This window comes from Macrococcoides goetzii, from assembly GCF_002742385.2.
Lineage (GTDB): Bacteria > Bacillota > Bacilli > Staphylococcales > Staphylococcaceae > Macrococcoides > Macrococcoides goetzii.
The window spans coordinates 225,698-247,187 of record NZ_MJBI02000002.1 but is presented as its reverse complement, the minus strand read 5'-3'; the positions used below and the strand labels follow the sequence as shown (position 1 = coordinate 247,187).

Genomic DNA, 21,490 nt, shown 5'->3' with positions numbered 1-21,490 from the left:
TTAACAGTCTTTTCAAAAGAACCGTCTCCCTTATATTTCGCTTTATTACATATATATTATAACAAGTCTTTATTAATTCAATATGAAGTTAATATTAATTCTTACCAGCTAAATAAACCAACGAATGCTGCTGATAAAAGTGATACTAAAATACCTGCTAGTAACATCATAGGTACATATTTAGCGATAAAGTCAGAAGTTTTCACATCGACGATACCTTTTAATGCCCCAATAATCATACCCACTGTTGAGAAGTTGGCAAATGAGATTAAGAATGTAACAAGTACCGCTTTCATGTGGTTGTCCATTTTTGGAAGTGACTTTTGAATATCAATCATTACAACGAATTCGTTAGTAATGATTTTTTTCGCCATATGAGCACCCACTGTAATAGCTTGATCCCATGGTAAACCAAGCAATAAAGCAAATGGCGCCATAACCCAACCTAAGATTAAATCTAATTTTAGATCTTTATCAATTAAACCTAATAACATATCAATAAAGTGCGCTAATGATACGAATGCAATTAAGAAAGCGATGATGATTAAGATTAATTTACCTGCACCTAATACAGAGTCACCTAAGAATGAGAAGAATGGTTGACGATTCTCATGTTTGATTTCAACAACATAATCTTCTTCCGGTGTTAATTTAACTGGGTTTAAAATAGTTGCGATAATAATTGCATTAATAATATTTAATGGAATTGCTGTTAACACTAATTCACCAGGCACCATTGTTACATAAGCACCAACGATTGAACCTGAAATACAGCTCATTGACATCAACGCAACAGTAAGTACACGTGCTGCATTCATATGACTAATCTGCTCTTTTGATACCGCTAAAGCTTCAGTATTACCTAAGACCATCATTTCAACTGAATAGAATGATTCAAATTTAGGTTGACCAGTTACTTTACCGATTAACCAACCGAACCATTTAATGATAAATGGTAACACACCGATATACATTAAAATATCAAATAAAGGTACTACGAAAAGAATCGGTAATAATGCTGAAACTGCCATATCCATTTTTCCAGGTCCTGGTGCTGTCCAGCTACCAAACGGCATTCCGATACCTACATAAGCAGCTTGTAACATCCAGCTAAATGCATCTGCTACAGCTTTTACACCATTACGTCCCCAAGGGAATTGCGTAAAGAACCATGCTAAGAATAAGTTAACAACTAACATAATAACGACTGATTTCCAGTCGATATTTTTCTTGTCACGAGAGAAAACAAATGCGACTAAAATAAAGACAAAGATACCTAAAACATTAAGTAATAAATAAGTATTCATGATTTCCACCTTTTAATTTTTTTATCTTAAAGATTATAGCATGATTAACTCGCAAACAATACAATTATTTTCATATATTTACGAACATTTTTTCATAACGATACCATTATTTTTTCAAATCTCGAATATTAAAAGTTTTGAAAACGTTTTACCAATAATATTATCTGTATTTTATTTTTTGTTTTGTCATATTACACTCTATTAATGAAAAAATATTTTTCAAAAAATGAAGTATGTCTTTTTCTATTAGGGTAATATGATAAAATGAAAGCATTGAAAACAGAACATAGGAGTTTTATATCATGAAAATTTTTAATTTAAAAAGCTTAATTGTAAGCTTTATTCTTTTCTTTTCATTTACAGGTCCAATTTCAGCAGCGACACCATCTGAAATTGCAACGCAGCAAGGGATGAATATAGCTCCTAAATATAATCCTAAAGGTACAATTGTCATCGCAGAAAAAAATGGGCAAATTCTATATGGTGATAATATTGATGCCAAAGCACCCCCTGCTTCTATGTCTAAATTAATGACTTTATATTTATTAATGGAAGAAATGGAAAAAGGAAAAATTACTTTTAATACGAAAGTAACAGTTAACGATAAATATTGGACGATTGCTCGTTTACCGATGTTAAGTAATAATGTCTTTAGAAAAGGTGCCACATATAAGGTCTCTGATCTAATTCAACTTGCAGTTACTCCATCTAGTAACGCTGCAACTTATATGTTAGTGAATTTAGTAGAAAAAGATGATTCTGACTTCGTGGATCGTATGAATAAAACTGCAAAAGCACTTGGTATGAAAAATACACGTTTCTTAAATCCTGTCGGTGCACCAAATAATATGCTTCTTCAATATAAACCGAAGCGTTATCAAGCTGATGGTGATAATTTAACTTCTGCTAGAGATTATTCAATATTAAGCCAGCATTTAGTGAACGAACATCCAGAAATTTTAAAGTTTACTAAAAAAGCGTTTGTTACTGTTAAACCTGGTACTGAAGATGAAGAGTCATTTAAAACTTACAATCATTCTTTAGAAGGAGGACAATATCCTTTCAAAGGAGCAGATGGACTTAAGACTGGTTCTAGTGATACAGCTGGTTTCAATGTAACAGTTACCGCTAAACAGCAAAACATGCGTGTTATCGCAGTTGTTCTAGGTGTACAACATTGGTTGGATCCTGATGCGGAATACAATAGAAATAAAATGGCTAACGCTGTGATGCAGGATGCATTTAATAAATATGAATATAAAAAGGTTTTAACAAAAGGCGTACATAAATTTAACGGTAAAGAGTACTATGTTCATAATGATTTATATGATATCGTGAAAAAAGATCAGCCTGGGAAATTAATTTTAAAAGATGGTAGCATTCACTATGATTATGAACGTCAATTTGTATCAAATGATTATAAACCTGCAAGTGTAAAATACGAAGATTACCAGCAATATAAATTGAAGAAGTTTTGGAACGATCATTATTTATCAATAATGACCGCCTTAATTTCTTCATTTTTATTGGGACTCGGGATATTGGTTTACTATTATTGGCCGAAAATTAAGAAGAACTAAAAAGATGCGACTCCAGATTGAGGAGTCGCATCTTTTTTTATGCTACTATCTTTATGAGGTGAACCATTTGAATACTTTTTTATTGTTAGCATTTGCTAGCATTTATTTAATATTATCATTGTATTACTATAATCGGCCGAATGTATTGATGTTGTGGCTGAGTTATTTACCAACATTATTGCACGAATTCGGACATGCATTGATATGTCAGTTAACTGGAGGAAAAGTAAGCGACATTGTTATCGTGACAAGAAGGGTTGAACGACTTGCTACCGGGCGTAACGGTTATGCTGTTTCACATACGACATCTGGTTGGAATCGATTTGCTACTTTTATCGCAGGTTATATGTTTCCACCACTATTTTTAATACTTGGAGTATTTTGTTTATCGAGAGCGTGGCAAATCGGTTTTTGGATATTACTAGGACTTGTGTTTCTCTATTATTTCGTAAAAACATCTAGAAAGATATTTCCTTTTGTTGTGATGTTATTGATTGCCGGTGGATGTTATTTGTATTATCGTTATCAGGATGTTGTTTCAATGTGGATGGTTGGAGATTGGATCATTTATATCGTGCTAGGTGTTCTATTAGCTGACACGATTCTATCAAGCTATACGATGACTATCATCTATTTCCAGGGGAATACTTCTTGGGATGGTGCAATGTTAAGCCGTTTAACAAGATTGCCAGTTTTCGTCTATTATTTATTGTTTATGATAGTGCAACTCGGAAGCTGCTGGTACGTTGTGAAAGTCTTGATATTGGGATGAAATGGGGCGATTCTATTGTTGAATCGAGCCATTTTGCTTGTTTTGGCACGGTTCCTTATTTGAATCGGGCCATTTCAACTTGTTTGGCACGGTTCCTTAGTCCAATCGGGCCATTTCAGCTTGTTTGGCACGGTTCCTTATTTGAATCGGGCCACTTCAGCTTGTTTGGCACGGTTCCTTAGTCCAATCGGGCCATTTCAGCTTGTTTGCCACGGTTCCTTAGTCCAATCGGGCCATACTATCTTAGGTTTATTTATAATAATTCGTGAAATAAAAATATTTCTCCCCATCTTTTTTAAAATACTTCTCCAATACTCTATAACTGGTATTCCTCAACTCCCTTCCTACCCAGCGATGAGCATCCTTCGTTGTTATCGGGCGATTCAGCAATACTTCTAATTCTATCAAGTTATCTCTAATCAATTCCATCTTCTTCATGCGCTTCAAACACCCTTTGCACACAATCGCTTTCGTCTTATCACAAATAACGTTAATTTCCAAACCACATTTCGTACATTGCAGTCCGCGCTTAACTTTTTCAAAGTTAAAATTCGGTCTTCGATCATATAAACTAATTGGTCTATGGATGTCCTTAAAATAACTTGCCATCCTACTTTCAAGTTCTCCTGCCGCGGCACATTCTCCAACGGATTTCATAACCTGACCTATATCGTAATACTTTACCATGCCAATAACTTTATTTTGAAATGAAAATCCTTTATTAATAAATATCATTTTACTTTCAACAGAATGCCCTGTTTCCATCCATTGAATCAGACCTGTCAATGTTTCATGCATCGTGATAAATTGTGCTTCTGGATTCTTTAAACTAAAGCCAGGCTTTTTCCAGACCATTCCTTCGTTCACAAATTTCCCAAAATAATTCTTTACATCAAATGCAAATATCTTCTCTCCGGTTAAAATCATTCGATCAACTTCAAAAGACTGACCTTCGAACTCTATACAAATATTGAACAGCTGAATATATTTATCTTCCACAGGAAATTCGTTTAAGAATTGCAACTCACCTAAATAACCATAGTAACTGCGATGATAATCTTCACTGTATTCATACGATGGCAAACGACGTTTCAATATATCTTCTAGTACAACAATTCGTGGTGGTTGAATCATGATTGTCCTCCATTATGTGATACCTTACATATAACAAATCGTTGTAAAATTACTATTACAATTGTATAAATTTTACATAAAAAAACACCACTACAAAGTGATGTCTTTTAAAAATTTAATCCGTATAAATTGTGCCAGTAAACTGCATATCACGATAATCACTATAAACGGTACGACAGATGTTTCTCCCATAAGCCCAACGAGTGGTGACAATAATCCACCTACTAGAAATTGCATCAATCCTAAAATTGAAGATGCGCTACCTGCTCCTTGTTTCTGAACCTGCATCGCAATGGAAAATCCTGTTGTTCCAATCATACTAACTGGTGTGATCAATAAGAAGAAACTTATCCATAAACACCACATCGGTAAATGTAATATGAGTACGATACTTGTCGCTAACATTCCACCCATTTGTATCGTCTGACCTAACTTCAATATGTCTACTTCACTCATTTTATCTACTAACTTCGCTGTAATTTGACTAAATATAATCAAACCAACACCATTAAAAGCAAATAGATAACTGAACTGCTGTGCATTCATATGATATATTTTCTGGGTAATAAAAGGTGATCCTGAGATATAACTAAACAAAATACCATAAGTCAAAGCTTGTAACATCAATACTGTTACAAACTGTTTATTGGTGAGTAATTTTTTGAAATCATTCACGATTGATTTCAACGCACCTTCATTGCGAGCTGATTTCGGCAAACTTTCTTTCAATGTAAACGAAAGAAAGAACATCAATGCGCCATATATCGCAAGTATGATAAACACTGTTTGCCATGTTGACACGCTTAAAATTACTCCGCCGATAACAGGTGCTAATACGGGTGCTAGTCCATTTACAAGCATTAATACTGCCATAAATTTCGTTAGATCTTTTCCTTTGTATAAATCACTCGATATCGCTCTGGAAAGTACAGCACCTGCCCCCCCAGAAAATCCTTGGATAAATCGAAATAATACGAGCATACCAATACTAGTACTTGTAGATGCCAATAATGATGATATTGCGTAAACTAACAAAACAACTGCTAGTGGTTTCTTCCTTCCGATAATATCACTGAGTGGCCCTACAAAAATTTGTCCAACTGCAAGACCGATCATACATGCAGTAAGGCTTAATTGTGCGTTAGATGCTGTCGTATGCAACTCATCTGCAACACTTGGTAACGCGGGAAGATACATATCTAATGAAAGTGGACCAAATGCTGCTAATAGCCCCAATACAATTACCAATATAAATTTATTCTGTTCTTTTCTTACTACTCGTTCCATAGCATCCTCCGTAATGAAATAATTAATAGTATACATTAACTCATGAAGCATATCACTTGTTTAACTTCATTATGCAAGGGAAAATATAACTATATGCAAAATACAGAAAGAGGGATATACATGACAGAATCAATTAACAATGTTCATAAAGATTTATTTATCAATGGCGAATGGATAAAGACCGCTGAATATAAAGATTTAATTAATCCTGCAACAGGAGAAGTCATCGCTAAAATTGCACAAGCTGATGAAACACAAGTAGATGATGCAATTCAGGCAGCCCATGAAGCTTTTCAGCCATGGAAAAATTTAGAATTAAAAGATCGTACTAAATATTTACACAACATTGCTGACTTACTGGAAGAACATGCTGATCGTCTTGCGGAAATTATGACGATTGAACAAGGTAAACCTTTAAAAGAATCAAAATTAGAAGTCATAGCTGGCGCTGAAAGTTTCAGATGGAATGCCGAAGAAGCGCGTCGTCTATATGGTGAAACAATACCTGCACCAAATGACCATAAGTATGAAATTGCCTATGAACCTGTAGGTGTCGTTGGTGCCATCACACCATGGAACTTCCCATCAGGAATGATTACTCGAAAGATCGCACCTGCACTTGCAGCAGGAAATACAGTTGTCCTTAAACCATCAAGTGATACGCCACTTTCAGCATTAGCAATCTTCGAATTATTTGAACAAGCTGAATTACCTAAAGGTGTTGCCAATATCGTAATGGGTAGTTCTAAAGAAATAGGTGAAGCAATGACTTCTTCAAAATTAGTGAAGAAGATAACATTCACAGGCTCTACACCTATTGGTAAAGCACTCTATGCACAATCAGCTGATACATTGAAAAAAATGTCACTTGAACTTGGTGGACATGCGCCATTTATTATTAATGAAGATGCAGATATCAATGCTGCGGTAGAAGGATTAATGGCTACAAAATTCCGTAATAACGGACAAGTTTGTATTGCACCAAATAGAATTTTCGTTCATAAATCTATTAAAGATGATGTATTACAACAACTTACTGAAAAAGTTGAAGCACTTAAAGTTGGAAACGGCCTTAATGAAGATACGAATGTTGGACCACTTATACGAGAAGATGCTATAGATAAAATTAAGAAACAGATTATTAATGCAACTGATAAAGGCGCAACGCTTGTTACAGGTGGTCATCGCTTAACAGGTGATGAATATGATAATGGTTTCTTCTTCCAGCCTACAATTTTAGATAACGTTAATCGCACAATGGATATCTTCTATGAAGAAACATTTGGTCCAGTTATTCCAATCATAACATTTGATACTTTAGAAGAAGTCATCGAAATGGCGAATGACAGTGAGTTCGGTTTAGCAAGTTATGCTTATGCTAAAGATAGCAAAACGATACAAACGATAGCTACTTCGCTTGAGTATGGTATGGTTGGTATAAATGAAGTGGCGATTTCAAATCCTGAAACACCATTTGGTGGTGTAAAGCATTCAGGATTCGGCCGAGAAAATTCTCACCTCGGTATTAAAGAATACGTTACTGCTAAATTTATTAACACTAAATTCTTATAAAATTAAGCTTAAGGGATATTTCCCCCTTAAGCTTATTATATTTACTTATAGATGAAACAGGCCTATAATATCTTAGTTATTGATTTTCAATATCTCACTTAAGAAAGGAATGATTATTTGTCAAATTCAGTTGATAAATTATGGACAAGAGAATTTGTACTCGTATCACTAATCAATTTCATTATTATGCTTTCAATGTTTTTATTACTTGTTACAATCGGTGGTTACGCTGTTGAACACTATCATGTTTCAACAAGTACAGCTGGTCTTGTTTCAGGTATTTTTATTGTTGGAAGTTTATTCGGCAGATTTTGGGCTGGAAAATATATTGATATCATCGGTCAGAAAAAGACACTTGTTATTGGTGTCATTATATTTGTTGTAACAACTGCACTTTACTTTGTTTCATTCGATCTAACGGTTCTTATTACCGTTCGTTTATTAAACGGTATAGGCTGCGGGATAGCTTCTACCGCTACAGGTACGATTGCTGCATTTATTACCCCAAAGAAAAGACGTGGTGAAGGTATAAGTTATTTCAGCATGAGCGCTGTAATGGCAACTGCTGTAGGTCCTTTCCTGGGAATGTTCTTATTACAATTTATAACGTTCAGACAACTATTTATTTTCTGTTTAGCATTAGCGTTAATTGCACTCTTCATGTTACCGAGCATCAAAGTCAACGAAGATTTAGAAGGTTTAAAATCACAGGCACCTAAAGGTCTACACATTTCTAACTTTATCGATACGAATGCTATTCCAATTGCAATTGTTGTGTTGATTTGTTGTACTGCATACTCTAGTGTACTCAGTTTTATTTCATTTTTTGCAAAAGAGAATAATATGGTCACTGCCGGCAGCTTCTTTTTCTTAGCATATGCTATTGTCGTATTATTATCCAGACCATTTACAGGTCGACTAATGGATACACGAGGTACAAATGTCGTTATGGTCCCTGCAATGCTCGCATTTATTGCAGGGCTATTCTCACTTAGCTTAACACACACTCCTATGATGCTAATTATCAGTGCGATGTTACTCGGCTTCGGATATGGCAACTTTTTATCAATCGCGCAAGCTGCTGCAGTAAAACGAACTGAACCTCAAAAAATCGGTCTCGCTACATCTACTTTCTTTATCTTCTTAGATTTTGCATTAGGTTTTGGACCGTATTTATTAGGTATCTTCATTCCTATTATCGGATTACATGGATTGTATTTTTATATGGGTATCGTCGTAGTCATCGGGATGATTGTATATTTCATCTTACATGGAAGAAAGGCACATATTTATGATGCATTAAACTAAGACTTTCTTTGTCTTAGTTTTTTCTTTACTTATCCATACAATCTATTGCACAATAGAAAGTACTTAACAAAAATAATGGATGTGAAAACTTTGAAAATATTTTTAACGGGCGCAACAGGATTTGTCGGAGCTCAACTAATTCATAATTTGCTTAAAAATAAAGATTATGATCTTTATGTTCTGTATCGTGATGAACATCGTAAAAATAAACTTATTACAGAAGACAACAAAGACAGATTACATTTTATTAAAGGTGATATTACAGTAGAAGATTTTGGCGTAGATAACGATACGATTTCGCGTCTTCCTGCTATGGATTATTTCTATCATCTAGCGGCACTTGTAAAATTTGACGAAGATTTAAGAGAAGATTTATTTAAGATCAATTACGAAGGTACTAAACATACATTATCTTTTGCCGAAAAAATCAATACGAACCATTTCCTTTATGTTTCTACGGCTTATACTGTAGGCATTAATGAAGATGCAAAAGAAATATTACACGACATTGATGCAGAAACAAATAATCCTTATGAAGAAAGCAAAGTAAAAGCCGAGCACTTAGTTGCTGCTTCAAATATGAAAACATCTATTTTAAGACCTGCAATTATCATCGGAGATTCAGTTACAGGTAAAGCAGACTCTAAGTTTACGATGTATGGATTCATGAAAGCTTTAAAAGTTTTCAAACGCAAGATGGATCGTAATCCGGAAAGCGACAAGCATACATATCGATTGTTTGTAGATGATAACTGTACTTCTAACTTAGTTCCAGTTGATTATGTCGTTCGTGTATTAACACGTGCAATACCAAATGCTGAAGATAAGAAAATTTATCATATTACAAATAACGAACCACCTGAAAACTTAGCAGTACTAGAAATTATTAAAAAGTATTTAAACTTCGATCAACTAACCGTTGCACCTACAAGCGATCAACATACGATGAACGACCAGGAAGCTATCCTAAATGGTTATATCGATGTATTCGAACCTTATTTTAAAAAATCAATTACTTTTGATGAAACCAATACAAAATCAATGCTTGATAAAACAGGGGAAAATACACTGACACTTACAACAGCACAACTCGACCATATCATTGAAGTATTTTTTAAATCATAAAAAAGGATTTGGACATATGTCCAAATCCTTTTTTAGTTCAGTAACACGTTAGTTACTTTATATTACTTTTTTATTTGCATAGTTTTGATAATACTCTTTGAAAGTAATAAACACTTTCTTTTTCTCATCATATAACTTATATCGTATTGATTCTAAGCTTGTCTTTAAAGTAATTGTTGTTGCATGCTGTAATGGCGGTGTTTCTTCATGTGCTTTTTCCAGGTAATAGTTTGGAATTCGCGGACTTAAGTGATGAACATGATGAAAACCTATATTACCAGTCAACCACTGCAATAATTTTGGCAATTTATAATATGAACTACCTTCAACAGCTGCTTTTACATAATCCCATTCTGAATTTTCTTCAAAGTAAGACTCTTCAAAGGTATGCTGAATATAGAACATCCAAATCCCAAGCATTCCACCGATAAACATTACTGGAATAAATACTGCAGCAAACATTCCGAAACCGAAGAAATAAATAATTGCTCCATATACTACAACAATTGCTATATTATGCAACCATGTGTTGATCTTTTCTTTTTGTCTTGCATCTTTACGATTAAATCGATTTGAAACAAGCAATAGATAAATCGGTCCAATAACAAACATCACAAATGGATTACGATATATACGGTAAGCAAGTTGTGTCTTCTTATCAGCAGCTTCATATTCTTCAATCGTCATCATCCAAATATCACCGACACCTTTTTTATCCAGGTTGCCGCTTGTTGCGTGGTGAATATTATGTTCTCTGCGCCATTGTTGATACGGAAATAACGTTAAAAATCCTGTGAAATTGCCTAAACGATCATTCCACTTTTTGTTCTTAAAAAATGAACCATGACAGCAATCATGGAAAATAATGAAACTACGTACTAAAAAGAACGCCCCAACTACACCAAGTGCAATTGAAATCAATGGTGAAACCTGATACGCAAACATGCCTAAAATGATACATAGTAAATAAGGTACGAGCGTATTAAAAATTTGTATGATACTCAATTGAAATTCAGATTTCTCATACGGCTTTACTGCTTTTCTTAACATTAACTTTTTATCCCTTTCCATAGGTCACCTCTAAATAAAATAATAATGAAGCCAGTATTCCCTAATCAGTTACAAAAAGTCTTTACTTAACTATTATAAACGTTTAATCCAAATAATAAAACATAAAAAATAGCACCTAGTCTTAAAAATAGACCAAATGCTATTTTACTATCATTAATAAGCAGTTAAACACTATACAATCACATTGCATATATTCCAAAAATTATATTAGTATAGGAAATAAAACTATCCACCGATATAATTCATATTGATTTTTTTCTTTTTTCTATTTTTCACTGTTTCTTCAGTACGTTCATCTGAATAACGATCACTTCGATTGTTCCACAGTTGAGTAAGTTTCGTTTCAAGCGCTTCATCGCTGACACCGCTTCTCATGAACGATTTGATATCATATCCATCTGTCGCAAAAAGACAACCGAATATCTTACCGTCAGAACTTAGACGTGCGCGCGTACAAGTTGAACAGAACGACTCAGAAACACTCGTAATAAATCCAAGTTTTGCACCATTGTCGTGTGTGTAATATTTCGCAACTTCACCAAAATATTTTGGTGCTTCTGGTTGAATGTCAAACGCTTCGGAAATGACTTCAATCATCTCTTTTTTAGAGATAACTTTATCAAAATTCCAGCCATTATCATTACCTACATCCATGAATTCAATAAAACGTAACGTGATTTTCTTATCTTTAAAATATTGCACCATCGGTATCATCTGATCATCATTTAAACCTTTCTGAATGACCATATTCATCTTCACTTTCAGACCGATAGATACTGCATAATCAATTTGTTCTAAAATTTGATTCGCTGTAATACCCCGTCCATTGATTGCTTCAAATGATTCATCTAACGCGTCAAGTGATACATTGATACGGCGTAAACCTGCATCATATAACGCCTGTCCATGCTTTTTTAATAAAAGACCATTTGTCGTAAGTCCAATATCTTCAATGCCTTCAATATTGTTAAGTGCTTCTATTAGATGTGGCAAATCTCGACGTAATAAAGGTTCTCCACCTGTGATTCTAATCTTTTTTACACCTAACTTGGCATAAATTTTTGCCAATCTCACAAGTTCTTCAAATGAAAGTAACTCATCTTTTGGCAGGAATACGTAATCATCACCGAATATTTCTTTCGGCATACAATAAGTGCATCTAAAATTACAACGGTCCGTTACTGAAATTCTAAGGTCGCGGATCGGACGCCCTAATTTATCTGTTATTTGCCCCATAATATCCACTCCTTAATTTGAGGACACGTTTTAAATCTTCTTTAGTATTGATATTTTCATACCAAAACGGCGTGCTGTTAATGCGATTAATATGAATCAATGTTGTACTTTGCTGCGTCAATTCTTTTAATGCAAGTCTTCCAGCATCAAGTGATTCTTTTACGATTGGTAATAAAGCATAACGATAGACGGCTATCGTTCTGTGTATTTGCTCATTGTCTTGATATAAGACAGCATTTGACCTATTGTGTATACCCGCCATTTCAATTAAGTACCGAATTGCAACCGGAGTGACAAAAGGTGTATCAACAGAAATTACACAATAGTCTTCATCTGGTATTGCATGCATTACAGCATAAATGCCTGATAATGGTCCACATTCTTTATAAGATACTTCATCAACAATCACTTCAATATCAATTTGACGCATCTTTATATCATCTATAAAATATTGCGATAACATCTTATTTGAACTCAATACAATTCGCTCTATACCACTTTCAATCATAGCATGATAAACATGTTCATAAAATGGTTGCTCATCAAGTGGATAGAGCGATTTATGACTTCCAAAACGAGAAGATTTACCACCCGCAAGAATAACTCCTATCATCTAACCACCACTTACCGGCGGGATGAGTGCTACAATATCGTGGTTATGAATTAATTCGTCATCCTTAACAAATTCTTCATTCACAGCTATTTGATAGCTTTCACCTTGAATGTTTGGATATGTCTTTCCTAAGTGTGCTTTCAAATCATTTACTGAAATAGGCTCAGTAAATGTAAACTCATCTTGAGAACGATTTACTTTAGCTTTAATATGTGCAAAATATAATATTTTCATCTATATCACCCTTTGTAATTTGGATGGTATCCGCGTTGACCACCAATCCATTCTTCTCCGTCTTCCCAAATTTCTTTTTTCCAGATTGGAACAACTTCTTTTATACGTTCGATTGCGTATTCATTCGCAGCATAACTGTCTTTACGATGCGGACTAGACACACAGATTACAACGGCAATTTCTGACACTTGCAAATTTCCGATGCGATGTGCAATACTGACGATTGTTCCTGGCCACTTCTCATTAATTTCTTTACCGATTTGTGCGAGCTTTTTCTCGGCCATTGGAATATATGCTTCATACTCTAAATACTCTGTTTTAACACCTTGCGTCCATTCACGGACAATGCCTGTAAATACACAAACTGCACCTTGATACGGTGTTACAGTCATCTTTCTATAATGCTCAACATCGATTGGCATCGTTACAACTTCAAATTGTTTCACGTGTATCATCCACCCATTTGTTTATAAATGTTTTTATCATTGCAGTGCATTCCTGTTGATCTTTTGAAGTATCAACTATTAACTTTATATTGTTTAATCTTTTTAAATCCAACTCATCTTCAGTCGATTTAAATAATACTATTTTATCATAGTTTGCCTGCTTATAACCTTCTATAAGGATTACATCCGGTTGAGAAGTAACTTCGTGCTGAATAATATACTCTAAGTTATTCAGCACATCTATATCTTCTTGTTTTATCAGTTTGTGTAAATATTGATAACCTTGTACGATGCTCTCATCAGCACCACTTTCCATATAAGTAATGTGATCACGTGATTTAGGTATATCTATTTCGTCACCATTTTTGTCTCCGTGATGTTTAATAACAGCAACTGTTAATCCTTTAGACTTTAATAAATGAATAATTGTATTCATTGTTGTTGTCTTGCCACTTTTTTTATATCCTACTACTTGTAATATTTTTACCATGGGACACCGTCTGATGGGGACAATCTATTCACTAATACATCAACCGTATCACCTGCGACAAATCCTCTTGTACCACCCGGCAGTATAATCATACTATTGCTCGTAGCAATTGCTATTACTGCATTACTTTTATTGAAACCACTTGGTTTTACAGTCATCGTTCTATAGTCAAGATCCGCACGTATAAAACGCGTGAAAGGGTTAGCTTTCGTAAAATCTTCGGATAATATTGCTTTTACAAACGTTGGATAAACGTCTCTTTCACCCATCATTGTTCGTAACACTGGACGAGCATATAATTCAAATCCTGTATAGCATGCGCTTGGATTACCCGATAACCCGAATAAGAATTTATTTTCTTTTACTGCTACTGTCGTTACACTACCTGGTCGCATCGCAATTTTATTAAACAATACATCAGCTGTTAAATCTTTATAAATTTGCGGCATATAATCAAAGTCACCAACACTCACGCCACCAGTCGTTATAACGATGTCATGATTTTGATATACATTACGCACTGCATTAAAAAGTGTTTCGTAATCATCTGCTTTTACATGATAATTGAGGACTTCGATATTCATCTCTTTACATAATCCCATAATCATCGGGCCGTTTGAGTTTCTTATTTTCCCTGGTGATAGTTCTTCATCGATGTCAACAAGCTCACTTCCTGTTGCGATGATTGCAACTGACGGCTTTTGATATACTTTCACTGTTGCATAAGAAAAGGTTGCAAGTACTGCAATCACTCCAGCATTAATGAGCGTACCTCGCTTCAGGATAGTATCGCCTTTTTTGCACTCTTCACCCTGGAATGAAATGTTCTCACCACTTGTAAATGGCTTTCTTAAAGTAAATCCTTCATCGGTAGTTACAGTTTGTTCAAGCATTACAATTGCATCAGCACCTGCAGGAATTTCAGCACCTGTCATAATGCGTACTGCTTCATTATTTTTGAGTGATTTCTCACTTACACTACCAGCCCCAATATGGTCAACTACATTAAAAGCGACGCGATTGTCTCCGCTCGCTCCAGCACTTGCTTCACTACGAATTGCAAAGCCATCATATGGAGACTTATTAAACATCGGTATATCATAAGTCGCGATGATATCTTCTGCTAAAACATAGTTTAAACTTTCAAGATAATTCATTTCTATGATTTCTTTTTGTTTAGCATATTTGATACATTTATCAATCGCTTCACTAACAGGTATCGGTGTTCTTTTCTCTAACATATATATCCTCCCGCTCTAAAATTGTAGTATGATTAATATAAGTATATAGGAAAGGAAGTAATTCTATGAGCGAATTGACTCACTTTAATGAACAAGGTAGAGCTAAGATGGTAGATGTTTCGGATAAACAAATTTCTACGCGCACTGCAGTCGCTAAAAGTTCAATCAAAGTAAATGAAATCATTTACAATCAGATTATCAACCATACAAATAAAAAAGGCGATGTGCTTGGTGTTGCACAAGTTGCAGGTATTATGGCTGCCAAAAACACCGCACAAATTATCCCTATGTGTCATCCGCTTAATTTGAGCGGTATCGATATTGCATTTGAATGGGATACAACAGATGGTTACGAAATACTGATTACTTGCACTGTTAAAACAACCGGTCAGACTGGTGTAGAAATGGAAGCATTAACTGGAGCAAGCGCCACAGCGTTGACAATCTATGATATGACTAAAGCAGTCGATAAAGGTATGATTATCGGACCGACATATTTAGCGTCAAAATCTGGTGGAAAAAATGGCGATTTTAAACGTTAATTATTTTGTTAGCTCATGCACAATATGATGAATCTGTTGTGTTATGAGCTTTTTCATCGCTAAATTTACAGCACCGACCGAACCAGGAATTGAGAAGATGACCGTGTTATCTTTCGTACCACAAATGGCACGTGATAGAATCGCCCGCGGTCCTACATCTTCTGTATAACTTAAAAATCTGAAAATCTCTCCGAAACCTTCCATTTCTTTATCGATGACTGATTTCACCACTTCTATCGTTACATCGCGCTTCGCAATTCCCGTTCCACCAGTTGTAATAATCGCATCTACTTTCTCGTGTAAAAGATGTTGAATCACCTTTCGAATTTCCGCCTGATCATCTTTTACGATTGAATAGTAGGCTTCATCGACCGAAATATTCATATCAGCTAAATGCTGAATCACCGCTTTGCCACCTTTATCTGTCTCAAAGTCACGTGTGTCACTTACTGTTATAACTGCTACTTTTAATGGTTTACGCTCGGTATTATCATGTTCGTTATGCATTGAATTTCCTCCTACCCAAATAACTGATGATAGATTTTTTTAGCTTCATTGACTGTCTTCACTTCATGAATTAATAATCTGCCTCCTTTAAACCATATCATAGGATGCCCCTCAAATTTAAATCTTATGAAGTATGGACTGACGGCGTACTGAATCTTATTGTTTTCCAGATGTTGTTTCAACTCTTCTTCATTAAACTTTAGTGTTGTAAATTGAACGGTGTCTCTGCCGCAAAGCATAGTCTCAGTTTGCTTGAATTGCAAATATGGGTACGTCGGTTGCCTACCACACGTTGCACAACTTTCATCAAACATTCTAGAAAACTTTAATGCCGTATGATCCATCTGCCATACGTCACCAAATACAAGTTTAGCGTCAAATGGCGTCTTGCTTAATATTTTTAGACAGTACATCATTTGATAGCTTGTTGCTAAACTTACTGCAGGCTCAATAATACCGACTGTGTCGCACGTTCTATTCATTACAGGAAGTATACCCATTACACAATTAAAGCAAGGCGTGACACCAGGTATAAACGGACAGGCAACATAAGTTGACTCTACGCATGCACCATATATCCACGGTATATTATATTTATAACTAAAGTCATTAATCACTTGCCTCGTCTCAAAGTTATCAGTTGCATCTAATAAACAATCACATTGCAAAAACGCCGCTTCAAGAAGCGACGTATCACAATGTGCAATATATGTTTCAAGTTCCAAATCACTGCGTATAGCCTTTAATTCTCTTTCACATGCTACAACTTTTGGCGTGCTTAGCTTAGCATCTGATTCTTTAAAAAGTGATTGTCTTTGCAAATTCGAAACTTCAACATAGTCACGATCGACGATAACAATTTTTTTGACGCCACTCCTTGCAATGGATTCAGCTAAATGCGTTCCTAATGCACCACATCCAATAATCCCTACAGTTGCATCCTCAATTAAATGGTGACCACTATCACCAATGCCATAAAATTTAATTTGTCTATCGTACCTTGTCATGACTATCCCTCAGTTCTTTACTTTCTACCTTCTTTTCTATCCATCCAGAACATTGTTATTAAGGCAATTATACCAAAGACTGCAAGGAATGCGAATGCTGGCTTGTTTGTACCAAAGTTTGCAGCACATGCAGCAATAACAAGTGGTGGGAAGAATCCACCTAAACCACCCATCATTGAAACGATACCATTAACGATACCTGCTTCTTTAGAGTAGTATGTAGGTGCTAATTTAAAGATTAGTCCATTACCTAAACCAGCACAAGCTGAGATAATTAAACAGCCTGCTGTAAAGAAGAAGATTTGATGGTTGATTGATAACATTACCGCACCAATAATTAATCCAACAAATACAAATTTTAATACATCCATCGCACGCAATTTATCTCCTAAAATACCACCGATAGGACGTAATAATGTTGCTAAGACAATAAATGTACCTGTACGCATCCCAGCATCAACTTTATCTATACCGAAATTATTTACTAAGAAGTTTGGTAAGAATAAACCGAATGCTACGAATGCACCAAATGTAATGAAGTACCAAAAACTCAGTAAATAAAGTTTATATTCAGGTAATACACCTTTAATTTGATCCATTAATGGTTGTTTCACTTTAGGTTCGTCTTTATCACCGAATAGGAAGTTTAATAATGCAAATAACGCCATAATGATTAAATATGATTTAACAGTGTTACTCCATCCGATTGCATTTGCAATAGGTGGTGCAAAGAATGCTGAAATGGCAGTACCGATATTACCCATACCGTATATACCATTTGCTAAACCATGTTTTTCTTTAGGGAAGTATTTGGGAACACTTGTAACCCCAACAGAGAAGATTGCTCCACCCACCCCTAAGAATAGACCAGCAATCATTAACATTATTGTTGATTGCGCCATACTAAGTAAGAACACTGGAATTAATAAGAAAATAAATGCGCCTAAAAATACTTTACGTGCACCAATTAAGTTTGCATAATAACCTAACGGGATACGTAAGACTGATCCTAAGATTACTGGAATTGCTAAAATAATTGCTTTTTGACTTTCAGGAATTGCAAAATCTTGAGACATAAATGGTAGTAATGGTGCGATAATTGTCCATGCCATAAATCCAGCAAGTAAACTGAATGTTTGTAACGTTAACTGCACTTTACCCGATGCTTTGTTCATACGATTCACCCTTTTCATAAGTTTGTGATTTTTTATACAAACTTATTTTAAGATTTTTTATGTTCTTATATAATTGGGGATTTCCCCTATAGTGAGGGAAGTTTCCCTATATAAAATAAAAAATAACCAAACAATATGGATTAACACATATTGTTTGGTTATTTTAAATAATCTTCGTATTCACTACTTCTAATAACAACGCTTCATCCTTAATCTTAAAGACTTTCTCAGCCATCGGAAACAGTACATTTTCCTCTTTATACATATGAACCATACAAATTTCATAACCTTCATTCAAATCCTGCATAATTAAAGGTATGTCATCTACTTCGTAATTCATAACTTTCGTCACTTCTAAAAAATGATCAAAGTATTGCATCATTTCATCGTGTTCTGCTTCAATCGTAATAATCGGTCCTTGATCTGTACCAATATAACTCCCTAGTATCGGGAAAAAGAATCTTGATTCTTTCTCCTGATGCTTTACGAGCACTGGAATAAATGCTGTGATGAGTTTACGGATATTATTCACATGTTCGAATCGTGCAAGTGGTGCACATGTCTTAATCATCTGCATTTCACTAAACCATTCATGCATTAAACTTCTAATCAGCATATGTTCATTTTCTAATACGCGTAAAGCTTTCATCTTTGATTGGAACTGTTGCATATTACCACGTCCTAAAAGTCTAATAATTTCTTTTTCAATGCATATTCAACAAGTTCAGGCTTTGATTTCAACTGTAACTTGTCCATAATTCTAGCTTTATGTGCTTCAACTGTTTTCACAGATACAAAGAGCATTTCTGCAATTTCTTTATTCCCATAACCTTTTGCAATTAGCGGTAAAATTTCTAATTCTCTCTTTGACAATATTTTAAGATGATCATTTTTTGCTGAATACTCACTATCGTGATGAATCAATTCATGCACTAGCGATGTTGCCATTTTCGGATCGATATATGTATCACCAGAATAGACAGTCTTAACTGCCTGCACTAATTCTTCATCTGGTGCGTTCTTTAATATGTATCCATTCGCACCATTCTTCAGTACATGGAATAAATATTCATCATCATCATACATCGTCAGGATTAATATTTTCGTATCTGGAAAAGCATCTTTAATCTTACCTGTCGCAATTAATCCAGATTCACCTGGCGGCATACTCAAATCCATAATTAAGACGTCTGGTTTATGTGTTGCAACGACTTGAAAAGCTTCTAGTCCATCTGCAGCTGTTGCTACTACTTCCATGTCTTCCTGATAATTTAGAATCATCGAAAATCCTGTCCTAACAACCGCATGATCGTCCGCGATTACTATCTTCATGTTAATCCCCCTACAGTGGGATGGTGAGTGTAATAAATGTTCCCTTACCTTTCTCACTGTTAATAATTACAGAGCCACCTACTATTTCAGCTCTTTCCTGCATACCAAATAAGCCTAATCCAGACCCTTTTGGTGTTGCTCCAATTTCAAATCCATCTCCATTATCACTGATTTCCAGGATAAGTTCTTCCTTTTCTTTTTGAACTAATACGTGAACTTCATCAACATTTGCATACTTTAGAGCATTTAAAATCGCTTCTTGCATAATACGATAAACTGCTGTTTCAATTTCACTCGAAAAACGCTCTGAATTTAAATTCGTAGCAAACAATACTTCTAATCCATAATTTTTTTCAAGTTGTTTGAAATGAGAACGAAAAGCTGCAACAAGACCTAAATCATCAAGTGAAGAAGGTCTAAGTTCAACTGATAAATTTCTAATATCATTCATCAGTCGTGACATAGAACCTTCAATCAGTTGCACATGTTTGTCTAATTCTTCATCAGTTTTATATTTAATTAATCTTAAATCTACAACGACGTTTAGCATTTCCTGAATAACACTATCATGTAATTCACGAGAAATCCTCTTTCTTTCATTCTCCTGTGCATTGATAATCTTTTTTGTGATTGTCTTTTGATGCAACATTTCTTGCGTTCTTAATTGCGGTGATACGTTTTGAAGCGTTAATACTTTCACTTGCGGTGTATTATTTAATACGACGTAAGCAGCTGAATATGCCACAGGCTCACCGTTCTCATTCTTTAAGAAAAGTTGAAAAGACTGCCTATCTTGATTAACTTTTATAAAACAATTCATACAAGTCATGAGTGCATGCTCATTCGTATACCCCATACAAGTTGAACAAAAGCTCTCTAACAATGCGTCGAGATTTGATGCATAATTTAGCACACGCTTTGCAGCATCATTCATCGTTAAAATTGTATTATTTGCATTAATGAAAATAATCAATTCATCAGTATCATTATAATAACTTTTAATTAATTCTTCTAATAATGTGTCATTATAGTGGTTAGAGTTAAGTGGCACTATTGATCACATCCTTACGGTAGAAAGCACCCAATCCTTTATCTAGTTCCCTGTTAGTTTCATCATAAATTGCTAAATCAAAAGGCTTGTTCTCCCTATTGCCCATGAGTAAGACAGCTGCAACTTTATTGTATTTCCAAAGTGGCAATGCCATAAAATTTGTAAGTGATTCAAAGCGAACAATCGGGAAGTCAAATATATGTGTTGCGATACTACTAGTAGATACATCTAATTCAATCCAAGAACGGCCGGATTTGAGAACAAATCCGGCTATTCCTTTCCCCTTTTGGAGTTCTATTCTTTTGTAACGTTCATTTGTAGCGCCTGATACAAACGTCCAATGAATATCTGTTTGCGAGATTAAATCAGAGGGCATCGCAAGTCCAACAAAATCTACATTTAATTTATCCCTTAATTGATCAACTTTCTCTTGATAATTATGCATCATAATTGTATCCAT

23 protein-coding genes are annotated in these 21,490 nt (G+C 34.8%); 6 read left to right on the top strand and 17 right to left on the bottom strand.

Annotated features, from left to right (window positions below):
• Positions 1 to 101 precede the first annotated feature (101 nt).
• Positions 102 to 1,307 (bottom strand): NupC/NupG family nucleoside CNT transporter, encoded by a 1,206-nt coding sequence (locus BFS35_RS06685; RefSeq protein WP_099579114.1) that lies wholly within the window; start codon positions 1,305 to 1,307, stop codon positions 102 to 104.
• A gap of 302 nt (positions 1,308 to 1,609) precedes the next feature.
• On the opposite strand from BFS35_RS06685, the gene BFS35_RS06680 reads away from it, so the two are divergent.
• A complete protein-coding gene (locus BFS35_RS06680) occupies positions 1,610 to 2,887 on the top strand; it encodes a DUF1958 domain-containing protein (protein ID WP_099579116.1) in 1,278 nt (425 codons plus the stop codon).
• A 67-nt stretch (positions 2,888 to 2,954) separates the two neighbouring features.
• Positions 2,955 to 3,659 carry a M50 family metallopeptidase gene (locus tag BFS35_RS06675; protein ID WP_158554271.1) on the top strand — a complete coding sequence of 235 codons (705 nt, stop codon included), beginning with the start codon at positions 2,955 to 2,957 and terminating at the stop codon, positions 3,657 to 3,659.
• Between the two features lie 249 nt (positions 3,660 to 3,908).
• Here BFS35_RS06675 and BFS35_RS06670 read toward each other — a convergent pair whose 3' ends face one another.
• Together BFS35_RS06670 and BFS35_RS06665 are read right to left on the bottom strand one after the other, a co-directional pair.
• Positions 3,909 to 4,793, bottom strand: a complete 885-nt coding sequence (locus BFS35_RS06670; protein WP_099579120.1) for a nuclease-related domain-containing protein — start codon at positions 4,791 to 4,793, stop codon at positions 3,909 to 3,911.
• 90 nt (positions 4,794 to 4,883) lie between these two features.
• Positions 4,884 to 6,080, bottom strand: coding sequence for a multidrug effflux MFS transporter (locus BFS35_RS06665; RefSeq protein ID WP_099579122.1), 1,197 nt, complete (start codon positions 6,078 to 6,080; stop codon positions 4,884 to 4,886).
• A gap of 120 nt (positions 6,081 to 6,200) precedes the next feature.
• Here BFS35_RS06665 and BFS35_RS06660 point away from each other — a divergent pair, with 120 nt between their 5' ends.
• The 3 genes from BFS35_RS06660 (at position 6,201) to BFS35_RS06650 (ending at position 10,085) form a co-directional block, all read left to right on the top strand.
• Entirely contained in the window at positions 6,201 to 7,652 is a 1,452-nt protein-coding gene (locus BFS35_RS06660; RefSeq protein ID WP_099579124.1) for an NAD-dependent succinate-semialdehyde dehydrogenase, read from the top strand.
• A gap of 117 nt (positions 7,653 to 7,769) precedes the next feature.
• On the top strand, positions 7,770 to 8,960 hold the full coding sequence (locus tag BFS35_RS06655) for an MFS transporter (RefSeq protein WP_117945975.1): 1,191 nt from the start codon (positions 7,770 to 7,772) through the stop codon (positions 8,958 to 8,960).
• Positions 8,961 to 9,050: 90 nt separating this feature from the next.
• Complete coding sequence (locus BFS35_RS06650; protein WP_099579126.1) at positions 9,051 to 10,085, top strand: SDR family oxidoreductase; 1,035 nt, start codon at positions 9,051 to 9,053, stop codon at positions 10,083 to 10,085.
• A 57-nt stretch (positions 10,086 to 10,142) separates the two neighbouring features.
• Here BFS35_RS06650 and BFS35_RS06645 read toward each other — a convergent pair whose 3' ends face one another.
• The 7 genes from BFS35_RS06645 to BFS35_RS06615 all read right to left on the bottom strand — a co-directional run bounded on the left by BFS35_RS06645 (position 10,143) and on the right by BFS35_RS06615 (position 15,416).
• Positions 10,143 to 11,156 (bottom strand): Delta(5) desaturase DesA, encoded by a 1,014-nt coding sequence (locus BFS35_RS06645; protein WP_099579128.1) that lies wholly within the window; start codon positions 11,154 to 11,156, stop codon positions 10,143 to 10,145.
• 225 nt (positions 11,157 to 11,381) lie between these two features.
• Positions 11,382 to 12,395 (bottom strand): GTP 3',8-cyclase MoaA, encoded by a 1,014-nt coding sequence (gene moaA / locus BFS35_RS06640; RefSeq protein WP_099579593.1) that lies wholly within the window; start codon positions 12,393 to 12,395, stop codon positions 11,382 to 11,384.
• Complete coding sequence (gene mobA / locus BFS35_RS06635; protein ID WP_099579130.1) at positions 12,373 to 13,005, bottom strand: molybdenum cofactor guanylyltransferase; 633 nt, start codon at positions 13,003 to 13,005, stop codon at positions 12,373 to 12,375. The genes moaA and mobA overlap by 23 nt, the downstream gene beginning before the upstream one ends.
• Positions 13,006 to 13,239: a MoaD/ThiS family protein gene (locus BFS35_RS06630; protein WP_099579132.1), complete on the bottom strand. Its 234-nt coding sequence runs from the start codon at positions 13,237 to 13,239 to the stop codon at positions 13,006 to 13,008.
• A 5-nt stretch (positions 13,240 to 13,244) separates the two neighbouring features.
• The gene (locus BFS35_RS06625) at positions 13,245 to 13,685 is read right to left on the bottom strand and encodes a molybdenum cofactor biosynthesis protein MoaE (RefSeq protein ID WP_099579134.1); all 441 of its coding nucleotides are present in this window, start codon (positions 13,683 to 13,685) and stop codon (positions 13,245 to 13,247) included.
• Positions 13,672 to 14,175, bottom strand: coding sequence for a molybdopterin-guanine dinucleotide biosynthesis protein B (gene mobB / locus BFS35_RS06620; protein WP_099579136.1), 504 nt, complete (start codon positions 14,173 to 14,175; stop codon positions 13,672 to 13,674). Before mobB ends, BFS35_RS06625 begins: the two co-directional genes overlap by 14 nt.
• The gene (locus BFS35_RS06615; RefSeq protein ID WP_099579137.1) at positions 14,169 to 15,416 is read right to left on the bottom strand and encodes a molybdopterin molybdotransferase MoeA; all 1,248 of its coding nucleotides are present in this window, start codon (positions 15,414 to 15,416) and stop codon (positions 14,169 to 14,171) included. The genes mobB and BFS35_RS06615 overlap by 7 nt, the downstream gene beginning before the upstream one ends.
• 65 nt (positions 15,417 to 15,481) lie before the next feature.
• Here BFS35_RS06615 and moaC point away from each other — a divergent pair, with 65 nt between their 5' ends.
• Positions 15,482 to 15,958, top strand: a complete 477-nt coding sequence (gene moaC, locus BFS35_RS06610) for a cyclic pyranopterin monophosphate synthase MoaC (protein WP_099579139.1) — start codon at positions 15,482 to 15,484, stop codon at positions 15,956 to 15,958.
• Here the strand turns inward: moaC and BFS35_RS06605 are convergent, their stop codons facing one another.
• The 7 genes from BFS35_RS06605 to BFS35_RS06575 form a co-directional block, all read right to left on the bottom strand.
• Positions 15,959 to 16,465 carry a MogA/MoaB family molybdenum cofactor biosynthesis protein gene (locus tag BFS35_RS06605; protein ID WP_099579141.1) on the bottom strand — a complete coding sequence of 169 codons (507 nt, stop codon included), beginning with the start codon at positions 16,463 to 16,465 and terminating at the stop codon, positions 15,959 to 15,961. It abuts the gene before it with no gap.
• A gap of 11 nt (positions 16,466 to 16,476) precedes the next feature.
• Complete coding sequence (locus BFS35_RS06600; RefSeq protein ID WP_099579143.1) at positions 16,477 to 17,472, bottom strand: ThiF family adenylyltransferase; 996 nt, start codon at positions 17,470 to 17,472, stop codon at positions 16,477 to 16,479.
• 17 nt (positions 17,473 to 17,489) lie between these two features.
• Positions 17,490 to 18,647, bottom strand: coding sequence for a nitrate/nitrite transporter (locus tag BFS35_RS06595; protein WP_099579145.1), 1,158 nt, complete (start codon positions 18,645 to 18,647; stop codon positions 17,490 to 17,492).
• Between the two features lie 163 nt (positions 18,648 to 18,810).
• Positions 18,811 to 19,317 (bottom strand): hemerythrin domain-containing protein, encoded by a 507-nt coding sequence (locus tag BFS35_RS06590; RefSeq protein WP_099579147.1) that lies wholly within the window; start codon positions 19,315 to 19,317, stop codon positions 18,811 to 18,813.
• An 11-nt stretch (positions 19,318 to 19,328) separates the two neighbouring features.
• Positions 19,329 to 19,979, bottom strand: coding sequence for a nitrate respiration regulation response regulator NreC (nreC, locus tag BFS35_RS06585; protein ID WP_099579149.1), 651 nt, complete (start codon positions 19,977 to 19,979; stop codon positions 19,329 to 19,331).
• Positions 19,980 to 19,989: 10 nt separating this feature from the next.
• A complete protein-coding gene (locus tag BFS35_RS06580) occupies positions 19,990 to 21,030 on the bottom strand; it encodes a sensor histidine kinase (RefSeq protein WP_099579151.1) in 1,041 nt (346 codons plus the stop codon).
• The gene (locus BFS35_RS06575; RefSeq protein WP_099579153.1) at positions 21,020 to 21,490 is read right to left on the bottom strand and encodes a GAF domain-containing protein; all 471 of its coding nucleotides are present in this window, start codon (positions 21,488 to 21,490) and stop codon (positions 21,020 to 21,022) included. The genes BFS35_RS06580 and BFS35_RS06575 overlap by 11 nt, the downstream gene beginning before the upstream one ends.

Coding starts and splice junctions, on each gene's coding strand:
- BFS35_RS06685 (WP_099579114.1), bottom strand. CDS start 1,307: ATGAATACTTATTTATTACTTAATGTTTTAGGTATCTTTGTCTTTATT.
- BFS35_RS06680 (WP_099579116.1), top strand. CDS start 1,610: ATGAAAATTTTTAATTTAAAAAGCTTAATTGTAAGCTTTATTCTTTTC.
- BFS35_RS06670 (WP_099579120.1), bottom strand. CDS start 4,793: ATGATTCAACCACCACGAATTGTTGTACTAGAAGATATATTGAAACGT.
- BFS35_RS06665 (WP_099579122.1), bottom strand. CDS start 6,080: ATGGAACGAGTAGTAAGAAAAGAACAGAATAAATTTATATTGGTAATT.
- BFS35_RS06660 (WP_099579124.1), top strand. CDS start 6,201: ATGACAGAATCAATTAACAATGTTCATAAAGATTTATTTATCAATGGC.
- BFS35_RS06645 (WP_099579128.1), bottom strand. CDS start 11,156: ATGGAAAGGGATAAAAAGTTAATGTTAAGAAAAGCAGTAAAGCCGTAT.
- mobA (WP_099579130.1), bottom strand. CDS start 13,005: ATGATAGGAGTTATTCTTGCGGGTGGTAAATCTTCTCGTTTTGGAAGT.
- BFS35_RS06630 (WP_099579132.1), bottom strand. CDS start 13,239: ATGAAAATATTATATTTTGCACATATTAAAGCTAAAGTAAATCGTTCT.
- mobB (WP_099579136.1), bottom strand. CDS start 14,175: ATGGTAAAAATATTACAAGTAGTAGGATATAAAAAAAGTGGCAAGACA.
- BFS35_RS06615 (WP_099579137.1), bottom strand. CDS start 15,416: ATGTTAGAGAAAAGAACACCGATACCTGTTAGTGAAGCGATTGATAAA.
- moaC (WP_099579139.1), top strand. CDS start 15,482: ATGAGCGAATTGACTCACTTTAATGAACAAGGTAGAGCTAAGATGGTA.
- BFS35_RS06605 (WP_099579141.1), bottom strand. CDS start 16,465: ATGCATAACGAACATGATAATACCGAGCGTAAACCATTAAAAGTAGCA.
- BFS35_RS06600 (WP_099579143.1), bottom strand. CDS start 17,472: ATGACAAGGTACGATAGACAAATTAAATTTTATGGCATTGGTGATAGT.
- BFS35_RS06595 (WP_099579145.1), bottom strand. CDS start 18,647: ATGAACAAAGCATCGGGTAAAGTGCAGTTAACGTTACAAACATTCAGT.
- BFS35_RS06590 (WP_099579147.1), bottom strand. CDS start 19,317: ATGCAACAGTTCCAATCAAAGATGAAAGCTTTACGCGTATTAGAAAAT.
- nreC (WP_099579149.1), bottom strand. CDS start 19,979: ATGAAGATAGTAATCGCGGACGATCATGCGGTTGTTAGGACAGGATTT.
- BFS35_RS06575 (WP_099579153.1), bottom strand. CDS start 21,490: ATGGATACAATTATGATGCATAATTATCAAGAGAAAGTTGATCAATTA.